General features: G+C 61.5%; 19 protein-coding genes. 6 read left to right on the top strand and 13 right to left on the bottom strand.

Annotated features, from left to right (window positions below; translation table 11 throughout):
* Positions 1-225 precede the first annotated feature (225 nt).
* From N554_RS0115745 to N554_RS0115710, 8 genes are all read right to left on the bottom strand, one after another.
* Positions 226-1125, bottom strand: coding sequence for an alpha/beta fold hydrolase (locus N554_RS0115745; RefSeq protein WP_029584346.1), 900 nt, complete (start codon positions 1123-1125; stop codon positions 226-228).
* 359 nt (positions 1126-1484) lie between these two features.
* Positions 1485-2840 (bottom strand): esterase-like activity of phytase family protein, encoded by a 1356-nt coding sequence (locus tag N554_RS0115740; protein WP_029584345.1) that lies wholly within the window; start codon positions 2838-2840, stop codon positions 1485-1487.
* A gap of 127 nt (positions 2841-2967) precedes the next feature.
* On the bottom strand, positions 2968-3810 hold the full coding sequence (locus N554_RS0115735; protein ID WP_371259491.1) for a carbohydrate ABC transporter permease: 843 nt from the start codon (positions 3808-3810) through the stop codon (positions 2968-2970).
* Between the two features lie 55 nt (positions 3811-3865).
* Complete coding sequence (locus N554_RS0115730) at positions 3866-4822, bottom strand: carbohydrate ABC transporter permease (protein ID WP_029584343.1); 957 nt, start codon at positions 4820-4822, stop codon at positions 3866-3868.
* A gap of 129 nt (positions 4823-4951) precedes the next feature.
* Positions 4952-6292 carry an ABC transporter substrate-binding protein gene (locus N554_RS0115725; protein WP_029584342.1) on the bottom strand — a complete coding sequence of 447 codons (1341 nt, stop codon included), beginning with the start codon at positions 6290-6292 and terminating at the stop codon, positions 4952-4954.
* 57 nt (positions 6293-6349) lie between these two features.
* Positions 6350-7393 (bottom strand): C-terminal binding protein, encoded by a 1044-nt coding sequence (locus N554_RS0115720; RefSeq protein WP_029584341.1) that lies wholly within the window; start codon positions 7391-7393, stop codon positions 6350-6352.
* A 279-nt stretch (positions 7394-7672) separates the two neighbouring features.
* Positions 7673-8650: a Bug family tripartite tricarboxylate transporter substrate binding protein gene (locus N554_RS0115715; protein WP_029584340.1), complete on the bottom strand. Its 978-nt coding sequence runs from the start codon at positions 8648-8650 to the stop codon at positions 7673-7675.
* Positions 8651-8752: 102 nt separating this feature from the next.
* Complete coding sequence (locus N554_RS0115710; protein ID WP_029584339.1) at positions 8753-9688, bottom strand: DMT family transporter; 936 nt, start codon at positions 9686-9688, stop codon at positions 8753-8755.
* A 101-nt stretch (positions 9689-9789) separates the two neighbouring features.
* On the opposite strand from N554_RS0115710, the gene N554_RS0115705 reads away from it, so the two are divergent.
* The gene (locus N554_RS0115705) at positions 9790-10191 is read left to right on the top strand and encodes a DUF1330 domain-containing protein (RefSeq protein ID WP_029584338.1); all 402 of its coding nucleotides are present in this window, start codon (positions 9790-9792) and stop codon (positions 10189-10191) included.
* A gap of 195 nt (positions 10192-10386) precedes the next feature.
* Here the strand turns inward: N554_RS0115705 and N554_RS0115700 are convergent, their stop codons facing one another.
* Positions 10387-11322 carry a DMT family transporter gene (locus N554_RS0115700; protein ID WP_029584337.1) on the bottom strand — a complete coding sequence of 312 codons (936 nt, stop codon included), beginning with the start codon at positions 11320-11322 and terminating at the stop codon, positions 10387-10389.
* Positions 11323-11652: 330 nt separating this feature from the next.
* Entirely contained in the window at positions 11653-12126 is a 474-nt protein-coding gene (gene ybaK, locus N554_RS0115695; RefSeq protein ID WP_029584336.1) for a Cys-tRNA(Pro) deacylase, read from the bottom strand.
* Positions 12127-12486: 360 nt separating this feature from the next.
* Here ybaK and N554_RS0115690 point away from each other — a divergent pair, with 360 nt between their 5' ends.
* From N554_RS0115690 to N554_RS0115670, 5 genes are all read left to right on the top strand, one after another.
* On the top strand, positions 12487-13779 hold the full coding sequence (locus N554_RS0115690) for an adenylosuccinate synthase (RefSeq protein WP_029584335.1): 1293 nt from the start codon (positions 12487-12489) through the stop codon (positions 13777-13779).
* Positions 13780-13816: 37 nt separating this feature from the next.
* Positions 13817-15442, top strand: coding sequence for a hypothetical protein (locus N554_RS0115685; protein WP_029584334.1), 1626 nt, complete (start codon positions 13817-13819; stop codon positions 15440-15442).
* Between the two features lie 136 nt (positions 15443-15578).
* Positions 15579-16499, top strand: coding sequence for an HNH endonuclease (locus N554_RS0115680; RefSeq protein WP_029584333.1), 921 nt, complete (start codon positions 15579-15581; stop codon positions 16497-16499).
* Positions 16500-16579: 80 nt separating this feature from the next.
* A complete protein-coding gene (locus N554_RS0115675) occupies positions 16580-16993 on the top strand; it encodes a DUF5413 family protein (RefSeq protein WP_029584332.1) in 414 nt (137 codons plus the stop codon).
* Positions 16994-17083: 90 nt separating this feature from the next.
* Positions 17084-17629 carry a DUF4112 domain-containing protein gene (locus N554_RS0115670; protein WP_029584331.1) on the top strand — a complete coding sequence of 182 codons (546 nt, stop codon included), beginning with the start codon at positions 17084-17086 and terminating at the stop codon, positions 17627-17629.
* A gap of 205 nt (positions 17630-17834) precedes the next feature.
* Here N554_RS0115670 and N554_RS0115665 read toward each other — a convergent pair whose 3' ends face one another.
* The 3 genes from N554_RS0115665 to N554_RS0115655 form a co-directional block, all read right to left on the bottom strand.
* Entirely contained in the window at positions 17835-18131 is a 297-nt protein-coding gene (locus N554_RS0115665; RefSeq protein ID WP_029584330.1) for a hypothetical protein, read from the bottom strand.
* Between the two features lie 219 nt (positions 18132-18350).
* Positions 18351-18515 carry a DUF3309 family protein gene (locus N554_RS38345; protein WP_081851280.1) on the bottom strand — a complete coding sequence of 55 codons (165 nt, stop codon included), beginning with the start codon at positions 18513-18515 and terminating at the stop codon, positions 18351-18353.
* Between the two features lie 92 nt (positions 18516-18607).
* Positions 18608-19498: an alpha/beta fold hydrolase gene (locus tag N554_RS0115655; protein WP_029584329.1), complete on the bottom strand. Its 891-nt coding sequence runs from the start codon at positions 19496-19498 to the stop codon at positions 18608-18610.
* Positions 19499-19544 lie beyond the last annotated feature (46 nt).

Below are 19544 nucleotides of genomic sequence, written 5' to 3'. Positions count from 1 at the left end.
AGTCTCCTGTGGTGGGTCTGCGGTGTGGAGAAGGGAGGAAGATCGCTGCCCGTCAGCGATGCTCGCCCGGCATCGGCGGCACCACAAAGCTCACCGTCTGGTGACCAATCACCCAGTGCGGGCAGAGGCGGTAGCGGCGAAGATCATGCAGGCCATCGTGGCGGCCAACGTGTTGAGCGTGGTGTACATGACAATTCCTTCAAGAAGAGAATCTGGCGACCAGGCCTATGCGATCTTGCGTTCGAGGAAGTCGCGGATCAGCGGCACCATCTCGTCGGCCTTGTCCTCGAGCGCAAAATGGCCGCTGTCGATCAGGTGAAACTCGACCTTGGGCAGGTCGCGCTTGTAGGGGTGGGCGCCGTCGGCCGGAAAGATTTTGTCGTTCTTGCCCCACACGATCAGCGTCGGCGGCTGGTGTTTGCGGAAATACGCCTGCACTTTCGGATAGAGCGGCAGGTTGGTGCGATAGTCGTAGAACAGATCCATCTGGATCTCGGCATTGCCGGGACGATCGAGCAGCGCCTGGTCCTGCACCCAATTGTCCGGCGCGATGCGGCTGAGATCGGACATGCCGTCGGTGTACTGGAATTTTGTCGTCTCGGGAGCGACCAGCCCATACAGCGCCTTGCGGTGGGCCTCGGAATGATCGGACCAATAGGCCTTGATCGGATCCCAGAACTCCTTCAGCCCTTCGTCATAGGCGTTGCCGTTCTGCACGATCAGGCCGCTGATCCGCTCGGGGTGCTTCAGCGCCAGCCTCCAGCCCACGGGAGCGCCGTAATCCATGACGTACATCGCGTAGCGCGCGACACCGAGTTGATCGAGCAGGCCATCGACAAGCTGTGCGAAGCTATCGAAGGTATAGGCAAATTTCGCGCGGTCGGGCATGTCGCTCTGCCCGTAGCCGGGATAATCCAGAGCGATGACGTGATAGCGATCCGCAAGGGCAGGGATCAGGTTACGGAACATATGCGACGACGTCGGGAAGCCATGGAGCAACAACACAACGGGCGCGTCCTTCGATCCCGCTTCGCGATAGAAAATGTTGATCCCGTCGACAGTCTTGGTCCGGTAGTAGGTGACGGGATAGGCGAGTGACATGTCTGTAACTTGAACAACTTTCATGTGAACCTCCATGTCAAAAAACATCGGTGGTGCGGGCGACCACCCATGTGGTCCTCCCGTGAGAATGGGGGATCAGTTGTGCAGCATCCTCTGCCGGTTAGTCTTTCAGGTTCGAACGAATGCAGTAAGGTCGTGGTTGAGTTGATCCTTGTGGGTAAACGTCAAGCCGCGAGGTGAGGCGGCCATCGCCCAAGGCACGGCTGGCCTGGCGGTTCCCTCACCCGTGCCGGTCAGTGACGAGACCGCTTGCCCGGGACGCTGCTGAGCCTGTTGAAGCGTTTTCCGGAAACAGAAAATCCCTCCCCAAAGGGGAGGGATCGTCTTGCAGCCGCTGAGATGGTTCTTGTTTGCTCGGCCGCTTACTTTGCCTTCAGGAAATCTCCGACCTGAAGCAGCACGAACTCGTTGTCATCGGCCTTGTTGGGATCGCGGCTCGACGAGAACGGCAGGTTGTTGTCGTTGCCGACGATGATATGCGTCTCGTCGACACGGTCGACGTTTTCGATGGTAAAGAACGGGAACGTCAGCACGCCGTCGTTGAGCGGCTTGCGCGCCTTCTTGTCGGGATCCCTGATCTTCATCAGGTCGATATAGGCGATCTTGCGGACCGGCTTGCCGGCGTTGGCGTCGCTGAGCTCAATCTTGTAAACGCGCTTGAACTTCGCGAGGTCAGCGAAACAGCTTTCGCCGCGCTGGCCCTGCGGGCAAGCCTTGTCCGCGGTGCCTTCGCCGTTGTCGCGTTCGATGATCAGGCCGTTCGAGGCGTCGATCATGTTAAAGTCGCCGATGGCGTTGCCGTTTTGCTCGAACACATACTGCCAGTAGCGTCCGGTGAATTTTTCCCCAACGGCGTCGAACTCGAGAACCCGCGCGGCTTCCTTGCCGTCGACCTTTTCCCAATCCTTCTTCTCGGCATCCCAGAGCGGGCCTTCGAGCAGCCCGTAAAGGAACTTGCCGTCCTTCGACGAGGCGAAGCCCTCGTAGCCCTTGGAGCGGCGCAAATTGACGGTGGTATAGCTTGCGCCCGGCGCGCCAGGCGACTGCACCGACCAGTGGTCCGGCGAGCGCACCGGCTTGCCGTCGGCCACGGTGTCGAATACCGCCAGTACCTTGCCGTTGCGGTCGGCCTTCAGGATGTAGGGGCCAAACTCGTCGCCGATCCAGAACGCATCACCGATGATCTGAAAGCCTTCGGTATCGAAGTCGGCACCGGTGAGATAGCGCTTCGCGGTGTCCTCATGCTGGATGCGGAACGGCACCTTCTTGTCGGGGTCGTGCAGGAAGATCGTTTCCTGGCGGTCGATCTTGCCCGTCGCCCAGTCGATCTTGTGGCGGTTCAGGTACAGCATCGAATCCGGCGAGTTGTAGCGTGAGCCCATGCCGTTGTCGGTGAGCACCCAAAACGAACCGTCGGGCATCACTTTGATTCCGGAATGGCCTTGTAGCGGCTGGCCCTTGAACGGCAGCGACACCCCGGTCGGCCGCTCGTAGGATTTTCCCATCACGCTGCCGATGCCATCGACGCGACGGCCGGTGGTGTATTTGCCTGAGGTCTTTAGATCGGTCGGCGCGTCGGCGGGGGCATCAATAAAGGATTGTGCGGGAAGCACCGCGTGCCCCTTAAGCGTTGCTGGAAATTCGCCTTCGCCTTGCGCGAACGCGGCGGTCGAAGCCAGCAATAGCGATGCGAGGGAGGCGAGAAATGACATGCGCATGGTTAAGGCTCCTGTAAGTGACCATGCGATGGTTGTGCGGAGCGCGTGTTACAGCGCGCTGACAGTTTTGTAAAACGGAGGTGACGCCTGTGGACGAGCGCGCGGCTTAAGGCCGCCGCTCGCGGTGTCACTCCTTAACTGCTCCAGTCAGCGACGAGACATAGTAGTCGACAAACAGCGAATAGAAGATCGCGACCGGCAGCGAGCCGAGCAGGGAGCCCGCCATCAGCGCGCCCCATTGATAGACGTCGCCGGAAACCAGTTCGGTCAGGATCGCGACGGGGACCGTCTTGTTGGCGCTGCTCTGGATGAAGGCCAGCGCGTAGATGAACTCGTTCCACGACAGCGTGAAACTGAAAATACCCGCCGATATCAATCCGGGGACCGCAAGCGGCAGCGTAATCCGCCGCAGGATCTGCAGACGGGTTGCGCCGTCGACTAGCGCGCATTCCTCCAGCTCATAAGGTATCGACTTGAAATATCCGATCAGCAGCCAGGTGCAGAACGGCACCAGGAACGTCGGATAGACCAGGATCAGCGCCAGAGGGCTGTCGAACAGGCCGAACTGGACCACGACGGTCGCCAGCGGAATGAACAGGATCGATGGCGGCACAAGATATGCCATATAAATTCCGAGCCCAACATAGGGGCTGCCTCTGAAACGCAGACGCTCGATCGCATAGGCTGCGAGTGTACTGGCGAACAGCGAAAGGAACGTGGAGCCGATGGCTACCGACATCGTGGTCATCAGCCAGTGCGGATAGGCGGTGTTGAACAGCAGGTGCTTGATGTGCGCGAGCGTCGGCGAGGAGATCCAGAATGGGTTGTGCTCTTTGAAATTGAGCAGTTCCGCATTCGGCTTGAACGCGGTGATGGCCATCCAGTAGAACGGAAACAGCAGGATCAGCACGAAACAGGACAGCGGCAGATAAATCATCACCATTCGTCGCGCCCGCGAATCCCACTCCATGGTGTCGGGCGTTGAACTCGCAACGTTGCTGGACTTTTCAGACTGCGCTATGGCCTCAGTCATTGCTCTCTCCCTGCTGCCATTTGCGGCGGGCGAGGCCGAAGTAGCTGAACAGCGTCGCAAATACCAGGAACGGAATCATCGACACCGCGATCGCGGCGCCCTCGCCGAGTTCGCCGCCGGCAATGCCGCGCTGGAACGCCAAGGTCGCCAGCAAATGGGTGGAGTTGACGGGGCCGCCGCGGGTGATGGCGTAGACCAGCTGGAAATCGGTAAAAGTGAAGATGATCGAGAACGTCATCACGATCGCGAGAATAGGAAGCATCATCGGAAAGGTGATGTAGCGAAAGCGCTGCCACGCTGTCGCGCCATCCAGCATCGCGGCCTCATAGAGCGACGGCGATATCGTCTGTAAGCCCGCCAGCAGCGAGATCGCCACAAAGGGAATGCCGCGCCAGATGTTGGCGACGATCAGCGAGAAGCGCGCCGGCCAGGGGCTTCCGAGGAAGTCGATGTTGGTAGTGCGAATGTGGAGCACGTCGACGAGCAGATAGGAGATGATGGAGAACTGCGGGTCGTAAATCCACCAGAACGCCAGCGCCGAGAGCACCGTAGGCACGATCCAGGGTAGCAAAACGATCGCCCGTAGCAGGCTCTTGAAAGGAAAATGGTTGTTCAACAATATCGCCAGCCAGAAGCCCAGCGCGAATTTTCCGATGGTCGCGATCGCCGTATAGAACACGCTGTAGAACACCGCGTTCCACCACAGCGGATCGGTCAGCAGGTATTGGAAGTTTTCCAGTCCGACATAAATGCCGCGCCGGCCGATCGTGGTGTCGGTGAAGGCAAGCCAGACGCCTAGTCCGAGCGGATAGGTCAGGAACACCAGCAGCAGGCCGATCGCCGGCGTCAGGCAGATGACGATCAGGAATGGCTTATAGTCGAACAGCCGTGCCAACCACCCCGGCTGTTGTTGAACCGCACCTCGAGAGAGCGCTGTCGTCACAGACATGTCGTCGTCCTAGGAGTCTTGCTCAGAATGTAGTTTCGTCCTTGCGAGGAGCGTCAGCGAGGAAGCAATCCAGTTTTGCTGTGGCTCTTGATTGCTTCGCTACGCTTGCAACGACGGCCCGATCGGTCCTCAGCGGCGGAAATACCGCTTGGTGCGTCGCTCCGCTTCGGCAGCGGCGGCCTCCGGCGTCGCAGCGTCGGTCGCAACCGACGCGCACATCTGCACCAGCACGTAATCGGCGGTGACAGCACCGGTCGCGGTCGAGATCGGGCCTTTGTAGCCATCGTAATAGGTACTGGCCATGGTGTTCCTAAAGATCTTGACCTTGGGATCGCTGGACCACACCGCGGCGTCGGCATAGGCGGCAAGCGGCTGGGACCAATAGCCGCTGTTGGCGTTCAGCCACGGCTCGTACTGCTCGCGTTCCAGCATGAACTGCAGGAATGCCTTGGCGGCATTGGGATACTGGCTGTGCTTGAAAACCATCGCGTTCAGCGTCAGGCCCGCCATCGGTGACATCCTCGCCACGCCCTTCGGCAGCAATTGATGCTCGGTGTCTTCTGCGATCGCCGCCGTCGCGGGATCGTTTTTCAGCGAGAAATACAGCGAGACGCCGTTCGCGGTCAGGGAAATTTCTCCGGACGAGTAGGCGCGGTTGTTGCTGACGTCGTTCCAGGAAGGCGTGCCGGCGATGAAGGTGGGGTACAGTTCCTTGAGATATTTGAGCGCTGCAACGGTCTCCTTGCTGTTGATGGTGACGTTGCCTTCCTCATCGAGCAGGGAAGCGTTGTGCGACCACAGCACCCAGTTGGCGAAGCCGTTGCCGTCGCCCTTGGCATTGCCCAGCGCGAAGCCCGCGGGTTTGCCGGCTTTCTGCAGCTTGCGGCAAAGATCCAGGATTCCGGCATGGTCCTCCGGTATCGTGTCGAAGCCGACCGACTTCAGGATCGATTTGCGGTAGACCAGCGGACCGGCGGTCGCGCCGAAGGGCAGTCCGATCCAAGCATTGCTCTTGTGGCGCATGCCGTATTTCTGGGCCAACGGCTGCCAGCCGCCGTAGCGCTTGCCGAGATAGTCGGCGACATCGGTCAATTCGATCAGCTTGTCGACGTAGATATGCGGCGCGTCCGAGAAGCCGATGATAATATCGGGACCGGCGCCTGAGTTCGACGTCACGGCGGTCTGCTGGTTGATGTCTTCCCAGCCGACGAAATCGACCTTGACCTCGACGCCCATCTTCTCGGTGAATTTCGCGGCGTTGGCGCGGAATACGTCTTCGTCCGCTTTCACAAACCGCACAGGCCGCAGCATCTTCAGGCTCGCGCCTTTTTCGATGGCGAACTTCGGCGCCGGGACGTCGGCGGCCTTGATGGCCGAGGCGGCGGGCTGAGCCGACGCCCCGGTCGTGGCCAAGGCCGCGGCAGAAACGCCCAAGGCGAGGGCGTCGCGGCGGGTGATCTCGTTCTTCATAGTTTTCTCCCTGTTTTTTCGATCCCGGCATTATTCGCCAGTGATGTTGTCCGTGCCTTAGCTGTTCGGGCCGCGCTCCATGCTGACAGGCTGCCATCGCCGGAGCGAGGTATTTTGCAGTACCGACGGGTTGACGCAGCTTACCGGCCACATCCCGGAGAGGACCAGTGACAATTCGTAGCCCACGCGGCGCTTGCGCGCCTCGTCGAAACGTGCCGAGGCCGAGGCGACGTGGGCCGTAAATGTGACGTTTTCCATGCCGAGCATCGGGTTGTTGTGTGACGGCGGCTCCTTCTCCAGCACATCGAGCGCGGCATGCGCGATCCAGCCTTCCTGCAAGGCCTTGATCAGCGATTCTTCATGCACGGTCGCGCCGCGCCCGGTATTGATGAAGATCGCGCTCGGCTTCATCTGCCGGAAATGCTTTTCGCCGAGCATGTGGTGAACTTCGGGACGCGCCGGCGCGTGCATCGACACGAAATCGGACTGCGAAAGCACCTCGGACAACGTTGCCGGCATCACGCCGTGATCGGAAATCAGCGTCTCCGAAATAAAGGGATCATAGGCCACCATCCGCAGGCCGAACGGCGCGGCGCGCTTGGCGACGGCGCGCGCCACCCGTCCGAACGATATGAAACCCAGCGTCTGCCCCATCAGTCTTGGAATTTTGAGCAGGGCCGGACGGCCCTCGGTCCAGCGCCCCTCGCGGACCATCTTGTCCTGCTCGACCAGCCGGCGAAAGCCCGCCAGCAACAGCATCATGGCATGGTCGGCCACTTCCTCGATGAAGGTATCGGGAATGTTGGTGACGGGAATGCCGCGGGCGGTGGCGGCCTTGACGTCGACACTGTCGACGCCGACGCTGCCGAGTGTGATGACCTTGCAGTTTTCCAGGGCATCAATGATGGTTTTCGAGATCGGCATGCCCTTGGCATAGATGGCATCGGCCGTCCGGGCCACGGCGATAAATTCCGCCTCATTGGCCGGCGCCTCGACGATCTCGGCACCGATCGGATCGAGCGCCTCTTTCTCGTAGTCGTAACCGCCACCGGCGACCGTGAAGCTTGCGCCTTTCGGCGTCACAATCCTGAATTTCGACATTTCCTGCTCCCGATTTGACATTTCGGTGTTGCTTGCGGCCACAGCCTCCCGATTTCAGCGCCCTTGAAAAGCTTCTCGCACAATCCCGCTGCCTTCGAGACGACGGCGGTTTTTGTGTCCCGTACTTCTACGGAGGGCTTCGCAAGAAAGCACTAAACGGTCTCACTATACATTGGGGTGAATCATTCTGCCAATCGTACGCCTTGCGCGCAAATCGCAGGCGAATCCCGTGAAAGCGCCGCGTTCGGCGATTGCAGGAGGCGCGGCGGGCGCCGCTTCTCACTGCTTCTCGATGCGGGCGTTCTTGATCAGTTTTTCCCACAGCACCAGTTGGTCGTTGACGAACGTGGCAAGCTCTTGAGGCGTGCCGGAGAATGCATCCATGCCGAGGGTGGCGAGCTGCGCCTTGATCTCGGGCTTTTCGACGATCTTGCGGATCTCCGCGTTAAGTCTTGTCACGACCTCCTTCGGCAGATTGGCGGGACCGAAATAGCCCTGCCAGGACGTGATGTCGAAATCCGGCACGCCGGCTTCCTGCATCGACGGCAGGTTCGGCACCAGCGGCGAGCGGTCCTTGGTGGTGACCGCCAGCGCGCGCAGCGCTCCGCCGTTGACGTGCGGCAGCCCGGTCAGCACGTCCGTGAACATCATGGTGATGCGGCCGCCGATCACGTCGTTCATCGCCGGCGGCGAACTCTTGTAGGGCACGTGCAACATATCGATGCCGGCGTTATGCGCAAACGTCGCACCGGAAACGATCGCGGACGAGCTGCCGCTGGCATAGGTCAGCTTGCCGGGATTGGCCTTGGCATAAGCGACAAGTTCCGCGACGGTCTTCGCAGGCACGTCGGGATGCACGACCAGCATGAACGGCAGATCGCCGGTGCGCGCGATCGGCGTGAAGTCCTTGACCGGATCGTAGGTCAGGGTCTTGAGCAGGAACGGATTGGCGGAGTGGGTGGTATTGGTGGTGACGAACAAGGTGTAGCCGTCGGGGGCTGCGCGCGCGACGTAGGTCGCGGCGAGCATGCCGTTGGCGCCCGGCTTGTTCTCGATGACGATTCCGATGCCGAGCGCGGCAGCCAGGTGCTGCGAAATGATGCGCGTCGTGGTGTCGGTGCCGCTGCCGGCGGCGAACGGCAACACCAGCGTAATGGTTCGGTTCGGGTAGCCGGTCTGCGCGGTCGCGGCCGATGCCAGCCCCGCGGAAATCAGTACGAATACGGCAGCCGCACGCAAGCGTTGTATCGAAATCATTCCGTTCCGTCTCCCCAAGAGCGCTTCTTGATCGTTTGTTGCCGAGCAGGCTAGCCTGCTAAAGGTCAAAGCGAAAGCCTGTATGGCGTCGCAATTGACAGTTCATACAGCGGCCGACGCCCGTCGCGACGCGATCACCACGCCCGCCAGCACCAGCACATAGCCGACGAGATGAAACAACCGCGGCTGTTCGCCGAGCAGCAGGATCGCCATCGCCGAGCCGAATACCGGCATCAGATGAAAGAACGGCGCGGCCCGGTTCGGCCCGATCAGCGCGATGCCGCGGTTGAAGAACAGATAGGCCAGCGTGGAGGGAAAGATCACGACGTAGATCAGGGTCGCAACCGTCAAGGCGTCGAACTTCAGCGTGAAGCCGGTTGAGAACTCCCAGATCGAAAAGGGCAACAGCAGCAGCGCGCCGCAGCCGGTGGTGAAGGAAATCAGCGACAGCTGATGCGTCTTCGGCCGGCGCGGCATCAGCGCCGAATAGAGCCCGAATGCCAGCAGCGCACCGCCGAGCATCACGTCGCCCTTGTTGAACTGAATGCTGGCGATCGCTCCGATGTCGCCGCGCAGGATGATGGTCAGCACCCCCGCGAGCGAAATAAGGATGCCGGCGAGCTGCGCCCATGTCAGGCGCACGCCGAACAACAACAGCGACCACAGCGCCACGAACAGCGGTCCGGATGACTGGATCAACAGCGCGTTCAGTGCCTGGGTGTAGTGCAGCGCCCAGTAGGAAAGCGCGTTGTTGACGGCGAAGCCCGTCGCCGAGAGCAGCACTATCAACGGAAGATGGGCGCGCAACGCCGGCCAGTCGCGCCGGAGATGCGGCCAAGCGAACGGCAGCACCATGACAAATGCACCGATCCACCTGACGCAAGATAGCGTCATCGGCGGCACGTGGTCGGCGACGTAGCGGGCCAGCACGATATTACCGGCCCAGAACAGCGAAGTCAGGCTCAAAAGCAGGTAGGGCTGATTGCTGAGCCATCTGACCGGAGCGGGGACAGGCGGCGCTGGCGCGGGACTAGTCATCGGGTGAGGTGGAGTTGTGCCGGATTCATGCCGTGCGACAAGACCCGCGCTTGCAATGCTACAATGTCCTGATCCTATTGAGCGTAACCAAGGGGACGGCCATGGGCGTGGATTTGCTGAATATCGAAGGACTCAAAGAGTTGGAGCATCGGGGGCCGGTCGTGATGGTGAACCTGATGCGGTTCCACGATCGCTCGCTAGATGGCGACGGCAGCGGTTGGGATGCCTATCTGCGCTACAGCGCCCTGACCGTGCCGATGATCAAGGCGCGCGGCGGAACGTTGCTGTGGACCGGCAACGCCAAGGGCGTCGCGCTCGGCCCGCAACACGGCAACAAATGGGATTATGTGGCACTGGTGTATTATCCTGATGTCGCGGCATTTCTCGACATGATGACGTCGGCGGATTACGAGAATTTGAGCGATCCGCATCGCCGCAACGGCTGCGCCGAACACGTGATCATCGCCACCAGCGAGGCCTACAGCAAATTCAAGATGGGATAGGCGGGCTATATCGCCGTTTTGCTGCCGAACGCTCCTCAGCCGACAGCGAAGCAAGGCCTGCCATGCCCCAGCCGAACGTGTTGATCCTCGGCAGCAACGTACGGTGCGTATGTGGACGGCCACTCCGTCTTTTGAGGCTGGATGTCATGGTCTGACGAGCGGGAATTGCGATCAATCCCTGCCGGTCGATGCAAACTAACCAGCATTCGCCGGCTTCCGGGAAGCAACGAAGACGCCGGTCAGTACCAGCGCAAAGCCCATGATATGAAACAGCTGCGGGTGTTCGCCGAGAAAGACGATTGCCATCGCGGATCCGAACACCGGCACCGCATGAAAGAAAGGCGCGGCGCGGTTGGCGCCGATCAGCTGCACGCCGCGATTGAAGCACAGGTAAGCCAGCGTCGAGGGAAATACCGCGACGTAAAACAGCGACAGCAGGTTCGCGGTGTCCAGCTGCATCACCGGACGCGAAATCAATTCCCAGATCCAGAGAGGGATGAGGCATGCCGCGCCGCAGCCGAAGGTGAAGCCGACAAAGGACAGGTCGTGAATTTCCGGCCGCTTCAGCGACAGCACCGAATATAGCCCGAAGATCGCCAGTGCCACGGTGACGATGAGGTCGCCCTTGTTGAGCTCGATGCTTGTGAGCGCCGTCAGGTCGCCGCGCAGCAGGATCACCAGCACGCCCGTCATCGACAGCGCGATCCCGCCGGCCTGTGCCAGCGTCAAGCGGACGCCGAGCAACGCCAGCGACCAGATGGCCACGAACAGCGGTACGGCCGACTGCAGCAGCAGCGTGTTGAGCGCCTGGGTGTGTTCGAGCGCCCAGTACTGCATGGTATTGAAGGCGGCCACCCCGGTGACGGAGAACACGATCATGCCGCCGAGCCGGGCGCGAATCGCGCCCCAGTCGCGCACCAGATGTTTCCAGGCGAACGGGAGAATGATCAGAAATGCGAACGACCAGCGCAGGAACGACAACGTCACCGGCGGAATATGTCCGGCGGCGAGGCGGCCGACGATGGCATTGCCGGCCCAGCACAGCGCGGTGATGGAGAGCAGCAGATACGGCTGGTTGGCGAGCCAGCTGCCGGGAGCCGCGGCGCTCGAGGTGGGATCGGATGCAGACATAAGGCGGCGGTTCTTGTCCCGGGTTCAATGACGCCGCGGCGCCGGCCCGATGTTTGGCACCGGGCCGGAGTTTTTGCCCAGCCTATGTCACAGACACGGATTTTCACCGCGCATCAATGGCACAACATGCATCGCGACCATGCGCCGGGGGCCTCGTCGTCTGCGGGAACAGGACGCAAGGAACCTCCGCGGCGAGCATTCGCCGCGGAGACCAGATCGAAGAAGCGGTCAAAGCCGATCGGCGATCGCCACGGGGGAGTAGTAGGTTCTCATAGCCAAATCCTCCGTTGAGCACGATGGATACGAGCAGGCGTCGGATACCGCCGGCACTCAACTCGTCAGCGTCAGTACGATCGCATCAAGCGCCCTGACCATGTCGTTGGGATCGATTTCGATCTGCAACCCGCGCTGTCCGCCATTCAGGTACACACTCGTCTCGGCCAGCGCCGCCTGGTCGATCGCCACCGGCACCCGCTTTCTTTGGGCGAACGGGCTGATGCCGCCGACGTAATATCCGGTTAGCCGCTCGGCATCGGCCGGGCTCATCATGTTCGCGGTCTTGCCGCCAAACGCCGTGGCAAGCTTTTTCATGCTGACCTCGCGATCCGACGGCACCACGACACAGACCGGCTTGCCGTCGACCTTCGCCATCAACGTCTTCAGCATGCGTCGCGGTTCGATGCCGAGCGCCTCGGCGGCCTGCAAGCCGATCCGCTCGGCATCAGGATCGTAGGCATAGGTGTGGAGCGTGAACGCCACGCCGGCTTTCTGCAGCGCCTGAGTCGCGCGGGTGATTCTGGACATAAAGCCTGATCCCGTAAGCTTCCTTTGCCTTGCAGGGTGACGTTTACAAGGCCGACCATCACGCCCGCTCCGGTTTAGGCTCGCAACGAGATTTTCTGCCTTGGCGCAACCACAAATTTTCAGGGGATATCAATGAGTTGAACCCAGCTATCACCCCTCTGAAAGGCCTGTTCTTGCTTGCGTCGATAGCCCGCTTCCTTTATCCGAATGGGTGCCTCGCATGCGAGCGGCCCCGGCCGTGATTTACGCTGGGCGCATGATCCGGAAAAGCATGCCTTCGGACTTGATTCGAGGGTGCGGAGCGGTTCTCCCAAGAGATCATGCTCGTATGAAGATGGTTGCAGAGGGGATACGCGCGAAATGGCCAATGTTGTCGTCGTCGGCGCCCAGTGGGGCGACGAAGGGAAGGGCAAGATCGTCGACTGGTTGTCGGAGCAGGCCGACATCGTCGTGCGCTTCCAGGGCGGCCACAATGCCGGCCATACGCTCGTCATCAACGGCGAGACCTACAAGCTGGCGCTATTGCCCTCCGGCGTGTTGCGACCGTCGAAGTTGGCGGTGATCGGCAACGGCGTGGTGTTCGACCCGCAGGCCTTCCTCGATGAGGTGGCAAAGCTGAAAGCGCAAGGCGTCGCCGTCAGCCCGGAAAATCTGCGGGTCGCCGAAAATGTCACACTGATCCTGCCGCTGCATCGCGAACTCGATGCGCTCAGGGAATCTTCCAACGCGGCCACCGCGATCGGCACCACGCGGCGCGGCATTGGGCCGGCCTATGAGGACAAGGTCGGCCGCCGCGCGATCCGGCTGATGGACCTCGCCGATCTCGACACGCTGCCGCACAAGATCGACCGGCTGCTGGCGCACCACAACGCGCTGCGCCGCGGGCTCAAGCTGGAAGAAATCGACGGCGCTGGAATTTTGAAGGAGCTGACGGCGCTGGCGCCGCAACTTTTGCCGTATGCGGAAACGGTGTGGCGGTTGCTCGACCTGAAGCGCCGCGAGGGCAAGCGCATCCTGTTCGAGGGCGCCCAGGGCGCGCTGCTCGACGTCGACCACGGCACTTATCCTTACGTCACCTCGTCCAACACGGTGGCGGCGCAGGCGGCGACCGGGACCGGCCTCGGTCCGAGCGCGGTCGGCTATGTCCTGGGGATATGCAAGGCCTATACGACCCGGGTCGGTCAGGGGCCATTTCCGACTGAGCAGGACAACGGGATCGGCCGCAGGCTCGGCGAGCGCGGCCGCGAATTCGGCACCAACACCGGCCGCCCGCGCCGCTGCGGCTGGTTCGATGCCATGCTGGTGCGCCAGACCGTGCGGACCTGCGGCATCAACGGCCTGGCGCTGACCAAGCTCGATATTCTCGACGGCTTCGACAGTATCGAGGTATGCGTCGGCTACATGCTGGACGGCAAGGAAATCGACCATCTGCCGGCGGGCGAGGGGGCGCAGGCCCGGGTGGTGCCGATCTACGAGACCATCGAAGGCTGGAAGGAGCCGACCGCCAACGCCCGCTCCTGGGCGGATCTGCCGGCACAGGCGATCAAATATGTCCGTCGGGTCGAGGAATTGGTGGGCTGCCCAATCGCCTTGCTTTCCACCAGCCCGGAACGCGAAGATACTATTCTGGTACAGAACCCGTTTGAGGCTTAACGAGATGTTACCGCAAAGCCTTCAATGTTGAACAGAGATGGCTGACTACTACCCACTGATCGCCCGCGCCATCGCCGGACTGGATCCCAGTGCCCCCGGCGAGAGCCGCCGCGCGCTTTATGAACGGGCGCGCGCCGCGTTGATCGCGCAACTGCGCAGCGTGCAGCCGCCGCTCAGCGAATCCGAAATCACCCGCGAGCGGCTGTCGCTGGAGGAGGCCGTGCGCAAGGTCGAATCCGAAGCGGCCCTGCGCGCCCGGGACACCACGCGCCCCGGGGACGCCCCGCGCTCCGGCGGCGCCCGCGCCGGCGATGCGTTCCGCGCCACCACCCGGCCCAATGCGCGGCCGGCCGAACCGGCGCCGCCACCGTCGACATCCCAGCCTTCGCCGCCGTCGCGTCCGCGCCCGCCTTCGCCGCCGGCATCACGCAACGAACGTCCGCCGCTCGGCCAGGAAGACCGGCAGGACCCGCGCCTGCAGCGCAACCTTCGTGCCGACGCACCGCCGCCGCGGCCGCAACTTCCGCAGTCCCAGCCGCAAATCCCGATGCAGGATCCGCAGCTGCCGCCGACCCGCGAACGCACCGGCGCGCCGCGGCGCGGCCCCGACAACACCGCTCCGCAGGCGCCGGGCGTGCGTGGCTTCCGCGACATCGCCGCCGACGCCGACGATCTCGGCCGCGCCGCGGCGCAAGCCAGCCGCGCTGCGCGAAAGACCTATGCCAACGTGCCGTCGCCCTCACCTGAGTTCGACCGGCTCGAGCCGAACATGGAAAATCGCGGCGCCGATCCCGACGCGCTCTATTCGTACGACGAGTCCGTTGACGAGGCCGAGCGCTACGCGCAGCAGCCGTTCGGGCCGCGCCCGCGTCCGGCAGCGGACCTTGCGACGAAGCGGGCGCGCGGCGGCGCGATGTTTCCGTTCAAGAGCGCGATCGCCGTCGGCATCGTGCTGATCCTGGTCGGCGCCGCGGTCTTGTGGGGCAAGTCGCTGGTGACGACCGTGAGCGGCCTGTTCAAGCCCTCCCAAATCGTGGAAGCGCCAAAGGACACCTCGGCGCCGCTGTCGAAGCCGAAGATTCCAGACCGCGTGGGCCAGCCCTCGTCGGAGCAGGTCGCGCCGGTGGCGCAGCGCGTGGTGCTGTATGACGAGGATCCCTCCGATCCCAAGGGCAAGCAGTATGTCGGCTCGGTGATCTGGCGCATTGAACAGATCAAAGCCACCGCCGGTCAGAAGGCCGATATCGCTGTTCGAGCCGACATCGATATCCCCGACCGCAAGTTCAAGATGACGATGTCGTTCCGCCGCAACACCGACACCTCGCTGCCGGCAAGCCACACCGCGGAGCTGACCTTCATCCTGCCGCCGGATTTCACTGGCGGCGGCGTCGGCAACGTCCCGGGCATTCTGATGAAATCCAACGAGCAGGCGCGCGGCACGCCGTTGGCGGGGCTGGCAGTAAAGGTCACCGATGGCTTCTTCCTGGTGGGCTTGTCGAATGTCGAGGCCGACCGCGCACGCAACCTGCAACTCCTGAAGGAGCGCTCGTGGTTCGACGTGCCGCTGGTTTATGTCAACCAGCGCCGCGCCATCATCGCCATCGAAAAGGGCGCCCCCGGCGACCGCGCGTTCAACGACGCGTTCGCGGCGTGGGGGGAATAGGGGCCGACTAATCTGGTCTGACGTTGCCGCGCTTGAACCGGCATTCGTCGGAAAGGGAGGTAGCTAGCCGGTCCTTTCCATTTGTCCCGAAATCAACGACATTCAATCTATCGATTGTCTCACGGGGATGCGGTGGATGGCGGTACGGCTGGTCGTTGCGGTTACCGACGGCGATTGGTTTGATCATCTTAGGTTCAAGCCTGAATTGGCCGAAGTTAATTTCTGGTCGCCGTCTGCCAAAAGTTTTCGCGCGCTAGAACCGGGCGAGCTATTTCTGTTCAAGCTTCACGCACCACGAAATTTCATCGTTGGCGGAGGTGTGTTCGCGTACGCAAATTCGCTTCCTTGCTCGCTAGCTTGGGAGGCCTTTGGAGGGTCGAACGGCGCCAATTCGTCGATGGAAATGCGGGCGCGTATCGCGAAGTATCGACGCTCCGCATCCGACGATCGCAGCGATTTTGTAATTGGATGTCGTGTGCTCACGCAGCCATTCTTCCTACCGGAGGAACGATGGATACCTATGCCAGATAGCTGGTCTTCGAATATCGTCTCTTTCAAGGGCTACTCCACTGATAACGCTGATGGCCTTGTGCTTTGGAATGCAGTTCAGAATGGTCTGACTAGTTTGGCATCGGTCGGATTCGCAGAACAACAGGCGCGATACGGCGAGCCTGTTCTCGTTCGCCCGCGACTTGGGCAGGGTGCATTCCGGATAGTCGTTACAGACAACTATCAAAGACGTTGCGCTATTTCAGGAGAGAGGACGCTTCCGGCATTGGATGCTGCTCACATTCGTCCATTCGCAGACGGTGGCTCACACGAAGCGTCAAACGGAATTCTTCTTCGGCGCGACATTCACAGCCTCTTTGATGCCGGGTATGTGACCATATCGCCGGAAATGAAATTTGAGGTCAGTCGGCGCATTAAGGAGGAATTCGAGAACGGTCGTCACTATTATGCTTTACATGGACAAGCGGTTGCAAAGCCGATTGACCCAAAGCGGCAACTCGATCGATCCTCGCTGGTTTGGCATAATGAAAATAGCTATCGCGGATAAGCGATGATGCAAGTTCACGTAGTTCGATTACAAACCAAACTGCTATACCGGGCAAAACACGGGCGGCACGAGGTGGGGGCATGAAGCGGTATTTGATTTTCGGGGCGTTGGGGCCCTTCATCGGCGGGTTTTTGCTGCTGTTCGTGACCACCTATATGTCGGGATATTGGACCGAAACCAACTATGCGGAGGTCAAGAAGCTGTTTGTGGTGTTCGCCAAGACGCTGCAGTACAGCTATCTGTTCGGCATCCTGCCTTCGCTGATGTTGGGTGCGGTCGATGATATTCTCGTCCACGTCAAGAGAATTGGCCCGGTTGTCCGCATGCTGATCGTCGGCGCGATCGCCTTCACCGCGGCGGAATTGTTCTACGGCTCCCGGGGACCGGAAAGCGGTGTCACTCAGTTCGTCCTCTATGGCCTTGTTGGCCTTATCCCGGGGGCGATCGCGTCATGGGTGGCGCACAAGACGGTCGATAAGCCCGCGACCGCATGAGGATGGGTCCGGCCGCAAATAGCTGGTTACCGCAGGTTGGAAGCGCGACGGCGTGACGCAACTTGCGCCGCTGCGGCGCGTTACCATCTGATGACGATGTCGAATGACGAGATCTATCCGCGCAGCACTGCGCGTTCCGGCAACACTTTCCGCGCCACGTTTCGCGGCGCGGAGGCGCGCGGCCCCATCATCGATCAGGAGGGGCGCGAGATCCCCGCGGAATCGTTAGGCGATCGGTTTCAAGGCTTCCGGTTCGACTTCGGCAATTCCAGCGCCAATCCGTTCGGCAATCTCACCCGCGAGCAGCGCTTGGCGCGGCTCGATGCGCTGGCCAAGCTTCTGGATGTCGCCTTCGTCGTGCCCGGCACCAACATCCGCTACGGCATCGACGGCCTCATCGGATTGATCCCGGTGATAGGCGACATCATTACGACTGCGATTTCGCTGTGGCTGGTGCGTGAGGCGCGTGCGCTCGGTGCTCCCTGGCACGTCACAGCACGTATGCTGAGCAATGTCGCGCTGGACGGCGTGGTCGGGTTGGTGCCGCTGGCGGGCGATGCCTTCGACGTGATGTTCCGCGCCAATGTCCGCAACGTGCGGCTATTGCGGCGCTGGATGGACAAGCAGCCGCGGTAGCGCATGATCCGGAAAAGTGGATACCGGTCTTCCGAAAGATCCTGCGCCAACAAAAGAGCGCATGATCCGGACAAAGAGCGTGCCGATTTTCCCAGACAAACGAACTCGCTTGTCCGGAAATCATGCGCAAAATCAATAGAGCGCACGATCCGGAAAAGCCCGCCCTCGGACTTGATCCGAGGGCGGATATGCCTGGTGGCTGAGGTTAGGCTGCGTCGGCGTCCGCTTTGTCGCTGGCTGGCGCCGGCTCGGGCGCACGGGGGCGGCGCGGCAGCGGAAAGTCCTGGCTCTCATACAGTGTACGGATGCCGCTCTGGTCGAAGCGGGCTTCATCGACCTGCAGATAGGCGCCATTCAGCGAATCCGCCGGCAATTCCTCGATCGCGAAGCGAACCGCTTCGGCCGCGGTGCCAAATCGCCGATATGCAAAGCCCGCCCGCTTTTTCTTGCGGATCGCGGCTGGAAACAATTCGGCGGCAGTGTTGAAGCTGAAGGAAGCCATGGTCAGGGACCTCTGATCTTTTTAGTGAGAACGCGAATGACAATCGCGAACGGATCGAACGGGCGGGCCACGCGGCGCCGCCGGTACACGTCATTTCAGGAACAGGCCTAATATAAGCTCGTTTGGCAGAAATGCGAATCCTCAGGGGCCGCATAATGAATCCATTCACCCGAAGGCGAAATTTGGAATAAAGCTCGCGATTTCAATGTCTTGTGCGGTTCATAGCTTGTTAAGCAGCAGCAGGATGATCAGCACGATCAGGATGACGCCGCCAAGGCCCATTCCGGAATGCCCCATGCCATAGCCGTAGCCGCCAAACCGGCCGCTGAACCCGCCGAGCAGGAAAATGATCAGGATGATGACGAGTATCATTCCGAGCGACATGGCACTCTCCCCAACAGGCGGAACGTAGGGCGATCCGTCTCACCGCCGCTGTAGAAAAGCATAATCCGGCCCCTGGTTCCATCAGTGGAACCCTATTTTGGGTCCGCAAAAAACCCCCGCAGGGCTTCTGCGGTCCGCTCGGGCGCCGCTTCCGGGAAGAAATGCCCGCCCTCGAGCGCGTATCCCCTGACGTCGTCGGCCCATTGGCGCCACAGCACAACCGGTCCCTCGGCGTACCAGCTGTCGAGCGGACCTTGCGCGCTCCACAGGGCGAGCACCGGGACGCGGATTTTGCGCGCTGCCTCGCGATCTGCCCGGTCATGTACGCGATCAATGCCGGCGCCGGCGCGGTACTCCTCGCAAATCGCATGCGCATGAGCGGGGTCGCGCAGCGCATCGACATAGGCGTTGCGAATTTCCGGCGGAAAGACCTCCCAACGAGAACCCCATCCGCCGAGCGCATTGTCGATGATGGCCTCGGCCGATGTGGCAAGAATGCTTTCCGGAAGCGGCTCGGACTGCGCCAGCAGCGACCACGGCCAATAGCCAAGCGCGAACCTCGCATCAGCGCGCTCCCACACCGTCTCCACTGGCAGAATGTCGAGCACGGCGAGCCGCTCGATAGCGTCCGGATGATCGAGGGCCATGCGATAGGCGACCCGGCCGCCGCGATCGTGTCCGGCGACGCAGAAGCGCGGAAATCCAAGCCGCTCCATCACGACAATCATATCCTGCGCCATAGCCCGCTTCGCATAAGGCGCATGATCGGAAGCGGAGATTGGGCAGCCGCTCCGTCCGTAGCCGCGAAGATCGGCGCACACCACGGTAAATTCGGGCGCCAGCAGCGGCGCCACGGCGCGCCACATCAGGTGGGTCTGCGGAAAACCATGCAGCAGCAGAATCGGCGGGCCCGACCCGAATGTACGCACGAATATCGTGGTGTCACCGGTCTCGATTTCCGCAGATGTGAAATCATCCATCATTTGGACAATGCATTTCAGACTGCCGGCGTTCCGCAGAGTCTGGCCG

It is taken from the genome of Bradyrhizobium sp. URHD0069 (genome assembly GCF_000701345.1).
Taxonomy (GTDB): Bacteria; Pseudomonadota; Alphaproteobacteria; order Rhizobiales; family Xanthobacteraceae; genus Bradyrhizobium.
Note: the sequence above shows the minus strand (reverse complement) of the source record. Positions and strands in the feature narration are given on the sequence as shown.